The sequence below is a fragment of the Bacillus sp. CD3-5 genome (genome assembly GCF_006349665.1).
GTDB classification, from domain to species: domain Bacteria; phylum Bacillota; class Bacilli; order Bacillales; family Bacillaceae_G; genus Bacillus_A; species Bacillus_A paranthracis.
This window is the reverse complement of record NZ_VEPX01000005.1, coordinates 95,915-111,890: the sequence shown is the minus strand read 5'-3', so window position 1 is coordinate 111,890 and position 15,976 is coordinate 95,915. Positions and strand designations below refer to the sequence as shown.

Genomic DNA, 15,976 nt, shown 5'->3' with positions numbered 1-15,976 from the left:
TTTTAGCCCCCAAATCCTCCCTTTGAACCGCTTCCAATTCCACCTTTAAATTCCGCAGACGATTGATAAGATTTAAACGCCGATGAATTTTTGAAAGTGGATTTATTTTGATAGTATCTCCCGCCATAGAAATAATGCCCACGATATCCTGAACTACTATCATCACACTGCCATACCCCAAGTTCATCATCCCAATCCCAATCTGCACAACTTTTATCATTCGGTTTTGGGGGAAGATCTTGTGCGCAGCCAAATAAGGTGCCAGTCATTAAAGACGTTACGACACCACCTACTAACCATTTCGTTTTTGTCACCTTCGCACTCCCCTTTTTAAATTCTATTCCTATTATATAGGATGGCATGATAAAGTAGAAGAAAAAGGAAGAAGAGTGATGAAATGCGCTTAGAATACCGACTTAATGATGAAACGAAAAGGTATCCTGCTTTATGGAACTATGCAAATATTTCTAATTCTGAAATTATCGCACGCATGACTTGTGAATATTTTATAAAAGATAAAAACACATATGTTGTTACTGCAACTTCAGTAGATCCAGACGGAACAGCAGTTATATATATTCAACAAGAAACTTTCTCTAACGATCCTTCAGATCCTACTTACTTCCACATCGGTTTTGAAATTAGAGAGCTAAAGGATACAAGTTCAAACTTGATTGAAAGTAAAGATGTATGGAACTATGAAGAAATCTTGCCATATCTGCATTCAGATATTATATATATTCAACAAGACGGCAAGCATATGGAGTTTGCTTTAGATTCAAGAGAGATTGATGAAGACAGAAAATGCTATATTTATTACGGAAACTTCACAGGTGAATCAAGATAACATGGATATATGTATACAACAAAAAAACCTTACGTATAAAACGTAAGGTTTTTATATAGCCCCACATATGCCGTTCTCTCTAGATGTCCATAAACCTGCTCTCACAGGTGGATGCTCTCACAAATGTTTGTAACTTCCTTCTTAAAAAGATGGCATGTTAGCTACATTTAAATATTGAACTTCCATATTAAACTTATTGGTTTAAGACATGCATAAGCTACGTACACCGTAGGAATTTTATATAATGTTAGTTGAAATAAGACCCCCGCACGTGCCGCTCCTCGTAAATGTCCAAAAACCCGCTACTCGCAGGTGGATGCCCTCACAGTTACCGTACATCTTCCTCCACAAGGAAGGCTTGATGATGGTCGCTAAATATTGAGCTTCCGTATAACTAACATCGGTTTTAGACATAAATAAGTTACGCACACCGCAGGATGTATTATTTACTTGTCGTTATATTATCACATTGTTTCCAATGTGTAAAATACAAAGTTTTTCGAGCAATCTCTTGCTTGTGACCTTATTTTAATACAAATTATTTTTGCATGCAAGTGATTAATCTTCTTCTTTTGCAATTTGATTTTCTGGATAAGAAATCCAATCACTCCAGCTACCTGCATACAATTTAACATTTTGGAATCCAGCTAATTTCAATGCAACGATATTTGGACATGCTGTAACACCAGAACCACAATATACAATTGTTTCCTTATCTTTCGAAAGGTTTTGGAATCGTTCTTGTTGCTGAGCTTCATTCTTAAATTGTCCTGATTGCAGCATTCCATCCTTCCAAAAATAATTTACTGCTGTTGGAATGTGTCCTGCTTTCGGATCAACAAGTTCCTCTACACCAGCATAACGTTTTGGCTCTCTAGAATCAATTAACGTAACATCTGCACCTGCATAGATATTCTCTCTCACCGTTTCCATCGTTACAAGCATATGATTTTGTACATTTGCTTTGAATGCTTTTCGTTTAGCAACAGAAATTTCTGTTGTTACTGGTAGTCCATTCTCTTTCCATGCTGGAAATCCGCCATCTAATATATATACTTTCTCATGTCCTACATAGTTTAGTAACCACCAGAAACGAGAAGCATTTGCACCCGCTTCACTGTCATATGCAACTACTGTCGTGTGTTCATCAATACCAGCTCGCGAAAGCTTGTCCGCAAACTCCTCAATATTTGGCAACGGATGACGACCACCATGTGCTGTTATAGGACTTGATAAATCTAAATTCAAATCAAAATATAATGCATGAGGAATATGTTCTTCCTCATACTTTTCTCTACCCCAATTAGGATTCGCTAAATCAAAACGACAATCGATTATACGGACGTTCTCATCTTCTATATGCTCACGTAACCATTCGACTGTAACTAACATCTTTAACGACCTTCTTTCTCTTTCAAACGACTTACATACTCCATAACCATTTCTTTTGTAACATATTTACGCTCTAGTGTAACACCATTTTTTGCAAGAGCATTAATTTGCTTCGTTACAACATTAATGACATCAACCGAAAATTCTTTCCCATTTGACGCAAGAGATACGGCTGCTTCAATAGCTGCTTCACGCTGTGCATCTAATTGTAAACATGCTTTTACACTTTCATTTTGTTTACGAGAATGTGCTGTAATTGCTTTATGTACTTCCATCTTCTCTTCCCCCTAAATAAGTTATACGTTCTGATTTAATTCCATTGCAAGCCGAATCATATCACGGCATACAATCCCATTTTCAATAATCTCTTCTTCATAATGCTTCGAAAAGTAATCAAAATCAATAGAAAAAATACGAAATCCACATTTTTGATAGAAAGCAAGTTGTGAAACACTAGAATTGCCTGTACCAACTTCAAGTTTTGACATACCATATCCTTTAGCAGTTTCTATAGCATGACTTATTAGCTTCTTTCCAATCCCTTTTCCTTGCAAATGCTCTACAACCGCAATATTCATAATTTCCATCGTCTTCGGCCTTGTTTCCAAAATTACATATATACCGATTACATTATCCTCTTGCTTAGCTACGTATGTTAATCCTCTTTGTACATATGCACCAATTTGCTGTTCACTTGGATCAGCAAGTAGTAATAAAGACTTCGGTATAGCTTCTTTTGAAATACGTTCTATTACAACAGTCATAAAAAATTCCCCCTTCTCTATTGTTCTAAACCCTCCTTGTCTACCATAAGTAATAGAAAGGAGGGATTCACCATGGACAACAATGAGAAAAAATGCAACGTCATCTCTATTGATGGAAAGAAGAAGAAGAGCGACACGTATTCCTATCCAAAATTAGTAGTAGAAAATAAAACATATGAATTTTCTTCGTTCGTCTTATGCGGTGAAACACCAGACGGCAGACGACTCGTTCTTACTCATATGATTTCTACCGATGAATTTGCTGGATTTGTCAAATCTTTAGATACGGTACTACAAAAGAAAATCGAACGAATCTTTTTCTCATAACGACTACATCACATACATTTCTTTTTCAATCTCTACTAATTGCTTTTGCAATTGTTCTTTACTTTGTTCATATAGTGATACATCAATCGTTTCAGCCAATGCAAATAATACACTTTCATAATAATTCATCACATCTTGCTGCATCACTTTTTGGAATAAGTTCCATTTCAAATCCCACTCTTGCTTATAATGATGAACAAATAAATCTTTTTCATCAGCTACATAGTTTGATACGAGAGGTTCTAATACAGATTTAGCGTCTTCTTGCATAAAGGCTTTGTCATTCTTTTCAAAAAAGCTTTTCTCGTTTTTAAAGTGTGCCAATGCTTTTTTGAAATCTTTTATTTCAACTGAAGGGAACGGTTCTTTATGTGTAATATCTTTATATTCATATTCCACTGTTCCATTCATAGAAATTGATTCATTTTCTACTTTACAGTTCACCACAATTTCATTCTTTGCACGCTTCATCGCTTCATCTATCCATCTTTCAAGGCGTAATGATGTCGCACGCATTTCTTGTAATAAATCATGCTGAATAAATGCTACTAATTCCATAACACACTGCTGCAACTGCACTTTCACATTTCCATCCGTTCGAAGCGATGCTGGATTAATAAATTCAGTAAACACATCGTTATAGCGTAGGAATAGACGTTGTTGCACGTAATAAAGCAATTCTTTCACTTCATTTTGCATCGCCTGTTCTTCAGCAAGCACACTATATGATGAAATAATATGAAGTAGTTGATCACGCTCTGCTTCATATTTTTTCGTTTGCTTCTCTTTCTCTTCATTCCCCTGCTTTGCACCATTTATCATATTTACTAACAGCTGATCTGCCCCTTGCAATGCACCATATAAAGCATGAACAGATACGAGCATTAAATCTCTCATCATAAAGGATGTAAATGATTCCTCGAACTTAGCAATCCCAGAGTTTTGTAAAATACCGTACTTCTCTTTCTCAATATTTTTTCCTTGTTTCTCTTCAAGCGCACATAAACTTGAAATTGCAAATAAACGTGGATTTCTAATACCGTATTGCAGTAGCTGGTCTGCGATATAACCTTTTACCATTTTAAGTTCTTCTTCAGACTCTGCTAAATCGGCCGCATTAATTAAGAAGAACATTTTATCAAGAGCAAAAGTATCCTTTACACGACCAAGCTGAATTAAAAATTCACGGTCAGCACGAGAGAACACGTGATTATAATACGTGACAAACAAAATAGCATCTGCGTTTTTAATATACTGGAACGCAACGTCTGTATGGCGGGCGTTAATAGAATCCGCTCCAGGTGTATCTACAAGCGCTACTCCTTGCCTTGTTAATGCACAATCATAATAAAGCTCCATGTACTCAACAAAACAAGATTTTTCTTCATTCGCTACATAATCAGAAAACTCTTCTAATGTAACTTGTACTTTCTCACCTAAATGTGCAGAAACTGTATCATACCCTTTTTGTACTGCTCGTAAAAAGCTAAATGTTGTTTTTTGCTTCCCAGTTGGTGAAGGGTATTTCATAACTTTATCAATCTGTGCTAACGCTTCATCTAACGTAGTAATCTCATAATGAAACAGCTTATAAACAGCTTTCATATCTTCTAATAAGGCTTGCTTTGATTTAAATTGAACCATTACTGTTCCGTGTGGTTTTTCCTCTGTAACTGGCAAAATTTGATTAATCGTTGCCGTCGTCGGATTTGGTGACACTGGAAGTACTTTTTCACCAAGCAATGCATTGGCAAATGAGGATTTCCCAGCACTAAAAGCTCCGAATAATGCCACTGTAAATTGTTTCGTTTCCACACGGCGCCTTTTTTCTATTACCTCTTGCTGTACATGTTTTAGCGCTGGCAATGGTTCTAATATCGTTTCAGCTTTCTTCACTTTCTCTAATATACGCTGAATATTTAAAGCTGCCGTTCCTTTTATCTCTTCCTCACGAGCCGCTACGTTATCATTTACAATTTCCTGCTCTTGTAGTGTGAATTTCTCACTAACAATTTGTTTTTTACTTTGCAATATCTCTTCTATTTGCAGCCCTTTTGGTGTAGCAACACGCTCATGCCAAACATTTTGTAAATAACTTTCATATGTCTCCAAATTGTTACTGTATTGCAATTTCGTTTCTTTTGCCGTTTGCAACATCGTATATGTTTCAATCTCTTCTTCAATACGATCAACTGCTTCTTTTACCTTTTGCTTTAAAATGACTGCACTTTTATCAAAAATTTGCTGTGCTTTTGTAAAATAACGTTTCTTTAATTCATTCGCTACATCCGCTGTATAAAGAAGTAAGTAATCACCTGTGAAACCTGCACCTTGTTTAATTACTTCTGCTAACATTTCTGGTCCAAAAGCAATTTCTAAATCATATATGTCTTTCCCAATTTCCTCTGTAAACAACCCTTCTTCTTTTAAGAAGGCAACAATAAATTCTTTCACATGAAAATCAAGTTGCGTTTCAACCGTCTTTTGCAAAGCTGAATAAAAAGCATCTAAACGTCTCTGTTTTTCTTGCTCAGTCTTTCCTTTCGCAAATAGCAAACCAACTTTAAATTTTGTTAATTTCGTTTCTAAGTACGCATTTGCCAATTCTCTCATTTCAAACGGCATTAAATACGCGTTATCTAATATAGCTTGTAAGCCTTTTATAAATTCATTTCTCATTTGAGACTCTTTATTAGCCTCGCGATGTTTCATTTTCGTTAGCTCTTCTTTCTTTTCAACTATTTCTGAAATGGAAAGCGGTGATGCTAACTCTTCCTCATATTTCAAAAGAGCTTTTTCATTTTCAGAAAGAATAAACGAGACATGTTCTCCCATTAAATATTCTGTTTCTCGCTCCATTCCAGCTCTTACATACTGCTCTTTTTCTTTCATAATAGAAGTAATTAATGTTTCCAAGTTTCCAATTTCATTATGTGGATGGTTCATCATTCGTAATGATGTATAATAAACTCCATCTACTTCAATATCCCAGTTAGAGAACGATTGTTTTACACTGTCTCTATAATCCTCAAATGATAATTCATTTTCTTTATGTTTATCTATTTGATTGACAACGAGATAAACCGTTTTATTACGTTGTTTCAATTCTTTAACAAATTGTAAATTCACTTCCGATTGGACGTGATTATAATCCATCATATAAAAAATTACGTCTGCTAGATGCAGCGTTGATTCTGTCGCTAGTTGATGGGCATCATCTGTTGAATCAATCCCTGGTGTATCAACTAACATAACACCTTCTGGAATTGGCGCATCATTTCGATAAATATGAACACCAATTACCTCATCGCCATCTTTACAAATTTGTTTTAATTCTTCTGCTGAATATGCACCGTCATATTCGTACTGCTCTCCAGATTTAATCGTTACAACAACACGATCAGACCCCTTTTCAATTTTAACGACGTTAGCGCTTGTCGGAATTGGACTTGTCGGTAACAACTGCGCTTTATATAGATGATTCATCATCGTAGATTTCCCTGCTGAGAAGTGACCGCAGAATGCTATCATAAGCTGCTCTCGTTTATATTTTTGAATCACTTCAAACAACTTTAAGCTATTCTCTGCATCGCCGTGTTTTTGCCACTCTTCATAAAAACAAACAAGTTTTTTCATACCGTTTGTCTGTACTATGTTTGTCATCCCCTTGTTCCCCTTTATCCAAGATGTATATACTTTTCCCCGCTATTTGCGAGCTCATAATCAACAGGAGATACATCCTCTCATTGATTACCGTTTCACTTTACTATCATACTAAATTTTCAGCATATTCTCATTAAAAATAAAAAATCCCTTTCATTCTTTTTACAAATGAAAGGGATTTTATGTAATATCACTCATTTTGCTGTTCCTACTCCATTTAAAACATACTTTGCAATAACTGCATATACAGCGACTGTACCTGCTACTAATGCATATACCATACTCGTGCACCAACCTTTTTTGATAATGATTATCACTTTTGAATACATTTTATCATTAAAGAGAATCATTATCAACACTTTTCATAAAGAAAGCCCCTTATAAGAAGGAGCTTTACTGCCTGTTTTGAAGAAGATTAAAACTTGTTGTGCACTCTTATTATATCTCATCTTACATAACTTAATAGTTAAAAAAAATGGAAATCCACCCTATACCCTCCATCTTACATTTTGTATAATAAAAGGGAATTACTTAACAAGGAGGAAAATAATGACACAAAATATTTCACAAGGCGAGAGGATACACTCCATCGATATTATTAGAGGAATAGCTGTACTTGGTATTTTTCTTGTTAACTGGCCTGTTATCGCCGGAGTCGACTCCCGTGATATTACAGGAATTTACGAAGGGATAGACAGCTACATTCGCCTATTTTACGATATGTTTATTCAAACGAAATTTTATACCATTTTTTCGTTTTTATTCGGATTAGGTTTTTATATTTTTATGAATCGTGCTGAGGCGAAAACAGATCGACCAAAAACTTTATTTGTTCGTCGCTTACTTATTTTATTATTATTTGGTTTCTTACATTACGTTCTTTTATGGGACGGAGACATTTTACATACTTATGCAATTACCGGGTTTTTCTTATTTTTATTTTACAAAAGAAAGCCACGTACTATTTTAATATGGTCAGTTGTACTATTAAGTTTCATGCAATTGTTCACATTATTAGGTTCTCTTGTCATGTTAATCGTGCCAGTAGAGGAGTTAGGCCTTTCCACAGCAATTATGCCGTTAGAAAACTGGGGCTTACAAATCACAGACCGATTCTATTCTTTCTACTCTGAAGCAATAAGTAACAGTCTTATTATGCTTCCTGAAACACTAGGATTGTTTTTACTCGGATTATATGCCGGTAAAAAAGATATTTTCCACCGTGCGAAAGAATTAGATCCAAAACTAAAGAAATGGCAAATCATTATGTTCATTTTAACATTACCGATGTGGTTTATTATGGTTTACTTCTTTATGAACAATCAACCATACACACCATTTTTACTTATGGGTATTACGATGATAAGCGGAAAGACATTATTCATATTCTACATTTTCACGCTCATGCGTTTATTACAAAAAGAAAAATGGCAAAAGATATTACGTCCGTTCCAGTACGTTGGTCGAATGGCATTAACAAATTATATCTCGCATACAATTGTTACGTTGCTTGTATTCGGAATATTGTTCAAAAATGATTATCTTGCTCCATTATGGGTAGGACCACTATTTTGCATCGGTTTCTACACGCTGCAAATCTTTATTAGCCGCTGGTGGCTGTCACGTTACCAATACGGACCACTTGAGTATATATGGCGCCTTGGTACGTACGGAAAGATGATGCCACTTAAAAAGAAAAGCAAGGTCTCATAGTGAGACCTTGCTTTTTTATGCTTCTCTTACCGCACTTTGTATCGGAACTGGTTCATCCTTTACTTTCACTTTACGCTGCGGCACCATATTAAATACGATATTTAACAATACTGCTGATGCACTTCCAAGTACAATTCCGTTATCCGTTAAAATACGAATACTTTCTGGAAGTTGTGAGAATAATGTTGGAACGACAGTAACCCCTAGTCCAATCCCAACAGAACATGCAACGATTAATAAGTTTTCTTGTCTTCCAAAATCAACACTGCTTAACATTTTAATACCATATGCCATTACCATACCGAACATCGCTAACATCGCACCGCCAAGTACCGATTTCGGAATAATTGTTGTAATGGCTGCGATTTTTGGAATGAACCCAAGAACGATTAACATACCACCACACGTGTAAATAATAACGCGATTTCTTACTCCAGTTAATTGAACAAGCCCTACGTTTTGAGAGTATGTTGTATATGGGAAGGCGTTGAAAATACCACCTAACACCATCGCTAATCCTTCTGCACGATAACCTTTTGTTAATTCTTTTTCACCAATCTTTTTATTGCAAATATCAGATAATGCAAAGTAAACACCTGTTGCTTCTACAATCCCTACGCAAGCAACTAAAATCATCGTAATAATTGGCGTTAATTCAAATGTTGGTGTACCGAAGTAAAATGGCTGAACACCATGGAACCAATTTGCTTCTCCAACCGCTTGCAAGCTTACTTTCCCCATAAATGCTGCAACGATTGTACCGAACAATAGACCTAGTAAAATAGAGATTGAACGAATAAATCCGTCGAAGAAACGATACATAATGATGATAAATAGTAACACACCAAATGCTAATGCTAAATTTTCAAGACTACCGAAATCTTTACTTCCTACTCCACCAGCCATATCATTAATTGCTGCTGGAACAAGTGTAACTCCAATTACAGTAACGACAGATCCTGTTACAACAGGGGGAAACAGCTTTACAAGCTTTCCAAATAATTTCGCAAAAATAACAACGAATAACCCCGCAGCAATAATTGCTCCATAAATAGAAGATACGCCGTATTGTTTTCCGATTGCAATCATCGGCCCAACGGCTGTAAATGTACAACCTAGTACAACTGGGAGCCCAATACCGAAAAAGCGATTTGATAATGCTTGTAAAATTGTCGCAACGCCGCACATTAATAAATCAATTGAGACTAAATACGTTAACTCTTTTTGATTTAAACCTAGGCCGCCGCCCACAATAAGCGGAACGATAATTGCGCCCGCATACATAGCAAGCATATGCTGCATACCAAGCGATGCGATTTTAATTGGATGTTGCTTCATCGTTTATTTCACCTCCGCAGTTTCTTGCTGTACAAATGTAACTGCGTTATTATCAAGTGATGCAATTTCTGCTAGTGATTCAACACGAACGCCTTGTTCACGAAGCTTCTTTCCTCCATCTTGAAATGCTTTTTCAATAACAATACCAAGCCCAGCAATACTTGCTCCTGCTTGCTCAACTAAACTCATTAAACCTAAAGCAGCCTGACCGTTCGCTAAAAAGTCATCAATAATTAAAACGCGATCACTTTCATCAATATGATTTCGAGATAATGAAATTTCATTCGTCTCTTGTTTTGTAAATGAATATACGCTTGCAACATACATATTATCTTGTAACGTTAACGATTTACGTTTTCTTGCAAAAATTACTTTTACACCAAGCTCCAGTGCAGCCATAACCGCTGGTGCAATACCTGAAGATTCAATCGTCACGATTTTTGTAATGTTCTCTTCTTTAAAACGTTTAGCAAATTCTTTTCCGATTTCTTGCATAAGTACTGGATCAATTTGATGATTTAAAAAAGCATCTACCTTTAATACGTCACCAGATAAAACCTTTCCTTCGTTCAAAATCTTTTCTTGTAATACTTTCATGTTTGTTCCCCCTCTTATGCAATAAAAAAACTCCAAAAGCTGCCACCACTCGTTACAAGTGAGAGACGCGCTTTTGGAGTTTCGCAAAAAAGAATGCTAAACAAGCAAATATATTCGTCCTCACTCATAGTCAAAGTATTTACGGTACTTCGGTAGAAACTTGCAGGCCATATCCCCGCGATTATATGAGTGTAGCTAACTATTTATTTTATAGAAGGATTATAACGTATTTTTTATACTTTGAAAAGCTTTTATTCATAAAACACGGACAAATTTTATAAAATCATCATTTTCGTTCGAGTTTTGTAAACTCTTTCATTCCCAATTATAACTTCGTTAAAATAATTGGTCCATCTTTTGTAATCGCAATTGTATGCTCATATTGAGCTGATAATTTCCCATCCATCGTTCTCGCGGTCCATCCATTTAAATCTACTTTCGAATATCGCATACCTACATTGACAATTGGCTCAATTGTAATTACCATCCCTTCTTGTAACTCAGGCCCTTGTCCCGGCTTACCAAAATGAAAAATTGCTGGTTCTTCATGAATCTCTTTACCAATTCCATGTCCCGTAAAGTTTCTTGCGACAGAAAAACCTTCACTTGCTACATAACTTTCAATTGCATAGCCAATATCTCCTACATGATTACCGATTATCGCCTGATCAATTCCTTTATACAAAGCATTTTCAGCTACTAGTAATAACTTTTCTGCTTCATCAGAAACTTTTCCAATTCTATACGTCCAAGCAGAATCTGAAAGACCACCATTTAAGTTTACTACCATGTCAATTGTTACAATATCACCCTCAGTCAAAGGAACATCGGCCGGAAATGCATGACACATTTCATCGTTTACAGATGCACATATCGCATATGGATATCCGTTGTACCCTTTCTGCTCAGACGTTGCACCATGTTTTTCTAAATACGCTTCCACAAACGTATTAATTTCTTTTGTTGTAATACCTGGTTTCATTATTTTCGCAATTTCTCTATGACATGAAGCAAGTAACTTTCCAGATTCATGCATTACATCTATTTCATTTTTCGTTTTAATTGTAACCATTCTACCTCTCCTGACTAAACTTCACATTTACTACTGAAATTCAATCATACACATCCTCTATCAAAAATTCAAAGCACCCAATTACAAAAATATTATTTATTTCTGCATCAAAATAAAAAACAGAGGAGATTCTTCTGTTTTTAATCATTTTTACATATATAATTCATTTTCAAAAATTCAAAATAACTACCATTTGTTTTCTGTATAAACGTTCCAACTGCTTCAAACCCTGCCCTTTTATACACTTTAATTGCTCTTTTATTAAATGTAGCTACTGATAGTGTTATATAATTACATCCATATTTTTCTTTACTAAAAGCTAGTATAGCATTTATGAACTGTAAACCAAATCCATTCCCAGTTATATTAGGTCTCATTCCAAGACCTATATCAACCGTTCCATCAGTTATTTTACAAACAGTAAAATAACCAATGAGAGTGCCATTTTCCTTCACAGAAAATGTATGATCCCCTCTACTCTCATCATGTAAAAATTCGGCTAAATCTTCTTCATCTGCCTCTATATCGTAAAAGGAATATTTCCCTTCATAATGCCAGTTGTATGCAATTTCTTCTGCTTCTTCTTGCGTCATTACTGTATATGTATAAGCCATTCTTCTATCCCCCTTTAAAAAAAGAGCTGCAAGTAAGCAGCCCTTTTTTTATAACTCATAAATCTCTCTATACTTCGTTTCTAAATAATCGGCTAAATAGTTTGCATTTAATCCTTCGCCTGTCACATCTTCTAAAATTTCAAGTGGCTTTTTCGTTTTACCGTATTGGTGAATGTTTTCTGTTAACCATTCACGAATTGGCGTTACGTTTCCTTCTTCTAATAATGCATCAAAATTCGGAATGTCTTTTACCATTCTTTGCTTAAATTGCGCTGCATACATATAACCAAGCGCATAAGATGGGAAGTATCCAAATGAACCACCAGCCCAGTGAACATCTTGTAATACGCCTTGTGCATCGTTAGCCGGACGAATTCCTAAATATGCTTCCATTTTATCGTTCCAAGCCGCTGGCAAGTCCTTCACTTGTAATGTGCCATCAAATAACTCTTTCTCAAGTTCATAACGAACCATAACGTGAAGCGGATATGTAAGCTCATCTGCTTCTATGCGAATAAATGAAGGCTTCGATTCATTTATTGCATCATAAAACTCATCTACTGATATATCATTGAATTGACCATCGCTATACTCTTTTAATAAATCATAATTTTTCTTCCAGAATGATTTATTACGACCGATAAAGTTCTCAAAGAATAATGATTGTGACTCATGAATACCCATAGATGTTCCACTACATAGCGGTGTACCTTCAAATTTCTCTGCAATATTTTGTTCATATACAGCATGACCACATTCATGAATTGTGCCAAACACAGCCATACGGAAATCTTTTTCGTCATAGCGTGTCGTAATACGAACATCCCCTCTATTTAATGTGATCTCAAATGGATGTACCGTTTCATCAAGACGACCTGCTTCAAAGTCATAATTTAATTGCTTTAATAGCTCTAATGTAAAGTTTTTTTGTTTTTCTTTTGAAAAATGTTCTAATAAAGCACTTGTCTTTAATCTCTTTTGCGAATCCGATATTTCTTTTACGAGCGGTACGATACGCTCACGAAGTTGACCAAATACGTGGTCTAACACTTCTACCGTAATGCCCGGCTCATACATATCTAATAATGTATTATATTTATATGTTTCATAACCCCAATATGTAATAAATTTCTTTTTAAATTCAACGATTTGTTCTAAATACGGACGGAACATTTCGAAATCAGATTTTTCGCGAGCTTCTTCCCACACACTTTCTGCTTTCGCTTCTAATTTCACATACGCTTCATATTCCGCTTGTGGAATTTTCTTATTTCTATCATATTCTTTACGGCACTCTTCCACCATTTTCTTCGTCGTTTCAGAAAGCTTGTCTTCACGTATTAAATCTTCAAGCTCTGTTAAATAATTTCCCATTTCATCTGAAGTCGACATAGCAAACACTTCTGATGAAAGCATGCCAATTACTTCTGAACGCTGGTCTACACCTTTTTTAGGCGCCCCTGTTCTCAAGTCCCAAAACATTAAGCTTAATGCTTCTCCGTAATTTTGTATCTTCTTCACATATGTTAAAAATTGTTTTTCTACTTCATATGTAGCTACTGTCATTATATAAAAACCTCCTTTTTCTACCTCAAACTTAATTCGACATGAAAATCTAAATTCCTTTTATAATAGAAAAAAGCTTGGCAAGCGCCAAGCTTTTTCCTTATAATTCTTTACCTTCTACTGGTAGTACGTTTTTCACTGCTTCTACCACTTTCTCATCTTCTGTATTAGATAAGAAGATTGATATAGCCCCTTTATCTTCGCTCGTACGAATTAAACGGCCAATCCCTTGACGAAGACGTAAAATCATATATGGTACATCTACATCCCAGAATGGATCATTTACGTGCTTACGCTTCGCTTCAAACACAGGATCGTTTGGAGGGAATGGTAATGACCAAATAATAACATGTGATAATGATGAACCAGGAATATCTAAACCTTCCCATAAATGAACGGCACAAAGTACAGTCTCTTCTTCATTTTGGAAACGAGAAACAAGCTGACTAATTTCTTGGTCCCCTTCATATAGGAACGGAACTGACATTTGTTCTTTACTTACATATTCTTTAAACGCTGCAAGTTCTTGCGTTGTACGGAATAATACAAGTGTACGTCCATTTGTTTTTTGTATATTTTCAAGTGTATATTGACACTTTCTTTCCCATTCATTTTCTTTCGTATGAGATAGTAAGTTTACTGCCATTTGCTCTTCGTAATCAAACGGGGAGGCAACTGAGAATGATAAGTAATCTTTTACCCCTAAGCTATTTGCTGTAAATGCGAATGAATCGTTGTTAGATAATGTAGCAGAAGAGAAAATATACGGGATTTTCTTCGAGAATACTTTCTCTTGTAATACTTCTTCAACTGCACGCGGCATAATTACTAACGTGAAAGCTCCATCACCTTCTTCACCCCATGTAATTACATTTTTCTCGTGCATAAACAGACGAAGTGAATGCTCTAATACATCTAAATGTTCATCAACGATATTTAAATCATACGTGTTTACTGTATGCATTTCACTTTCAAATACTAATGCATCACCGACTTCACCAATTTTCGCATAAAGTCGCTTCGCTTCAGCCGTTACTTTTTCTGTCACAGTAATTTCTAAACGATCAGAACCAGCAATTTCTTTTTTATTCTCTTGTAACACATCAAAGAATCGCTCTGTTTGCCAAATTGTTTCTTCTACTAAATGCGCAAACTCCTCGCGAATATCATTTTGTAATAATCTCGTTAAAAGTTGCTCCATCATCGTTTGCTTTAAACGATATGTTAAAGCTTTTTGAGCTGCATATTCTACAAGATGTCCTTCATCAAATACAACACAACTACTTTCTGGTAATAATGGAATTTGTCCTTCACGCTTACGAGCATCATACGTCCAAATATGATCCATATAGAAATCTTGAGAGCAAATAATTAAATCTGCTGCTTTACGATAATGTTCACGTGATAGAGTTTGCCCGCAACGATGTCGAGAATCACAAGTGAAACAATCTTGGAAGTAATCCCAATTTACTTTTGACCATTCCTCGTCATTTAAAAGCGGAAATTCTTTTCGGTCACCATAGTGAGTAAAGTTTTGCATCGTACCGTGGTCAAATACAAACTGCGGTAATTCGTAGTATACATCTTCAATTACTTCTGGAGCTCGTCCACTCATAACATCTTCAAGTTTACGTAAACATAAATAATTATCCATTGATTTCGCAAGTCTTACATCTACCGATAAGCCTAATGCCTCAGATAATTTAGCAATGTCCCCTTCTTCTTTTACAAGCTGCTCAATTAACGTTTCATCTGCACAAGCGATAATCGCTGGTTTCCCAGTATAACGCGCATAGCAAATTGCATATAGAAGATATACAATTGTTTTCCCGGTTCCTACACCCGCTTCTGCGAACATAACTTTCTTTTCTTGGAAAGCACGCTCTAATTGAAACGCCATAAAAATTTGTTCATCACGCTCTTCAAAACCTTTTTCCGGAAGGATGTCATAAAACACATCTCCAATCCACTCATTCAACTTATCATAAAAATTGTCTTGTTTCCCTACTTCAAATGGTAATCTCTTCTCAGTAAACATCCTTAGCCTCCAACCAAAAAGTTTTTCTATAAAAGATATAGCAAC

At 35.6% G+C, this 15,976-nt stretch carries 15 protein-coding genes, 2 other RNA genes and 1 riboswitch; of the genes, 3 read left to right on the top strand and 14 right to left on the bottom strand.

Annotated elements, in window-relative coordinates; all coding sequences use genetic code 11:
• Nucleotides 1-2: 2 nt before the first annotated feature.
• A complete protein-coding gene (locus FH036_RS12060) occupies nt 3-314 on the bottom strand; it encodes a hypothetical protein (RefSeq protein WP_000169020.1) in 312 nt (103 codons plus the stop codon).
• A gap of 83 nt (nt 315-397) precedes the next feature.
• On the opposite strand from FH036_RS12060, the gene FH036_RS12055 reads away from it, so the two are divergent.
• Nucleotides 398-847 carry a hypothetical protein gene (locus FH036_RS12055; protein WP_074540201.1) on the top strand — a complete coding sequence of 150 codons (450 nt, stop codon included), beginning with the start codon at nt 398-400 and terminating at the stop codon, nt 845-847.
• 54 nt (nt 848-901) lie between these two features.
• Here the strand turns inward: FH036_RS12055 and ssrS (FH036_RS12050) are convergent.
• The 5 genes from ssrS (FH036_RS12050) to FH036_RS12030 form a co-directional block, all read right to left on the bottom strand.
• A non-coding RNA gene (gene ssrS, locus FH036_RS12050) (6S RNA) lies at nt 902-1,085 on the bottom strand.
• 21 nt (nt 1,086-1,106) lie between these two features.
• Nucleotides 1,107-1,289: non-coding RNA, 6S RNA (ssrS, locus tag FH036_RS12045), on the bottom strand.
• A gap of 116 nt (nt 1,290-1,405) precedes the next feature.
• A complete protein-coding gene (locus FH036_RS12040) occupies nt 1,406-2,239 on the bottom strand; it encodes a sulfurtransferase (protein WP_139895790.1) in 834 nt (277 codons plus the stop codon).
• A gap of 2 nt (nt 2,240-2,241) precedes the next feature.
• Nucleotides 2,242-2,514: a YpbS family protein gene (locus FH036_RS12035; RefSeq protein WP_000451811.1), complete on the bottom strand. Its 273-nt coding sequence runs from the start codon at nt 2,512-2,514 to the stop codon at nt 2,242-2,244.
• Between the two features lie 21 nt (nt 2,515-2,535).
• The gene (locus FH036_RS12030; RefSeq protein WP_044790378.1) at nt 2,536-3,003 is read right to left on the bottom strand and encodes a GNAT family N-acetyltransferase; all 468 of its coding nucleotides are present in this window, start codon (nt 3,001-3,003) and stop codon (nt 2,536-2,538) included.
• A 72-nt stretch (nt 3,004-3,075) separates the two neighbouring features.
• Here FH036_RS12030 and FH036_RS12025 point away from each other — a divergent pair, with 72 nt between their 5' ends.
• The gene (locus tag FH036_RS12025; protein ID WP_000369740.1) at nt 3,076-3,330 is read left to right on the top strand and encodes a DUF3931 domain-containing protein; all 255 of its coding nucleotides are present in this window, start codon (nt 3,076-3,078) and stop codon (nt 3,328-3,330) included.
• Between the two features lie 3 nt (nt 3,331-3,333).
• Here FH036_RS12025 and FH036_RS12020 read toward each other — a convergent pair whose 3' ends face one another.
• Nucleotides 3,334-6,993: a dynamin family protein gene (locus FH036_RS12020; RefSeq protein WP_139895789.1), complete on the bottom strand. Its 3,660-nt coding sequence runs from the start codon at nt 6,991-6,993 to the stop codon at nt 3,334-3,336.
• A gap of 194 nt (nt 6,994-7,187) precedes the next feature.
• Nucleotides 7,188-7,343, bottom strand: coding sequence for a hypothetical protein (locus tag FH036_RS27110; RefSeq protein ID WP_000600129.1), 156 nt, complete (start codon nt 7,341-7,343; stop codon nt 7,188-7,190).
• 199 nt (nt 7,344-7,542) lie between these two features.
• On the opposite strand from FH036_RS27110, the gene FH036_RS12015 reads away from it, so the two are divergent.
• Entirely contained in the window at nt 7,543-8,706 is a 1,164-nt protein-coding gene (locus FH036_RS12015; RefSeq protein WP_139895788.1) for a DUF418 domain-containing protein, read from the top strand.
• 15 nt (nt 8,707-8,721) lie between these two features.
• On the opposite strand, the gene pbuX is transcribed toward FH036_RS12015, so the two are convergent.
• From pbuX to FH036_RS11985, 6 genes are all read right to left on the bottom strand, one after another.
• Nucleotides 8,722-10,044, bottom strand: coding sequence for a xanthine permease PbuX (gene pbuX / locus FH036_RS12010; protein WP_139895787.1), 1,323 nt, complete (start codon nt 10,042-10,044; stop codon nt 8,722-8,724).
• Nucleotides 10,045-10,047: 3 nt separating this feature from the next.
• Nucleotides 10,048-10,641 (bottom strand): xanthine phosphoribosyltransferase, encoded by a 594-nt coding sequence (locus FH036_RS12005; RefSeq protein ID WP_000866495.1) that lies wholly within the window; start codon nt 10,639-10,641, stop codon nt 10,048-10,050.
• A gap of 107 nt (nt 10,642-10,748) precedes the next feature.
• Nucleotides 10,749-10,850, bottom strand: a riboswitch (purine riboswitch).
• Nucleotides 10,851-10,966: 116 nt separating this feature from the next.
• Entirely contained in the window at nt 10,967-11,713 is a 747-nt protein-coding gene (locus FH036_RS12000) for a type I methionyl aminopeptidase (protein WP_139895786.1), read from the bottom strand.
• A gap of 140 nt (nt 11,714-11,853) precedes the next feature.
• Nucleotides 11,854-12,327: a GNAT family N-acetyltransferase gene (locus FH036_RS11995; protein ID WP_139895785.1), complete on the bottom strand. Its 474-nt coding sequence runs from the start codon at nt 12,325-12,327 to the stop codon at nt 11,854-11,856.
• A gap of 48 nt (nt 12,328-12,375) precedes the next feature.
• The gene (gene ypwA, locus FH036_RS11990) at nt 12,376-13,893 is read right to left on the bottom strand and encodes a carboxypeptidase (protein ID WP_139895784.1); all 1,518 of its coding nucleotides are present in this window, start codon (nt 13,891-13,893) and stop codon (nt 12,376-12,378) included.
• 100 nt (nt 13,894-13,993) lie between these two features.
• Nucleotides 13,994-15,931, bottom strand: a complete 1,938-nt coding sequence (locus FH036_RS11985) for an ATP-dependent DNA helicase (protein ID WP_139895783.1) — start codon at nt 15,929-15,931, stop codon at nt 13,994-13,996.
• Nucleotides 15,932-15,976 lie beyond the last annotated feature (45 nt).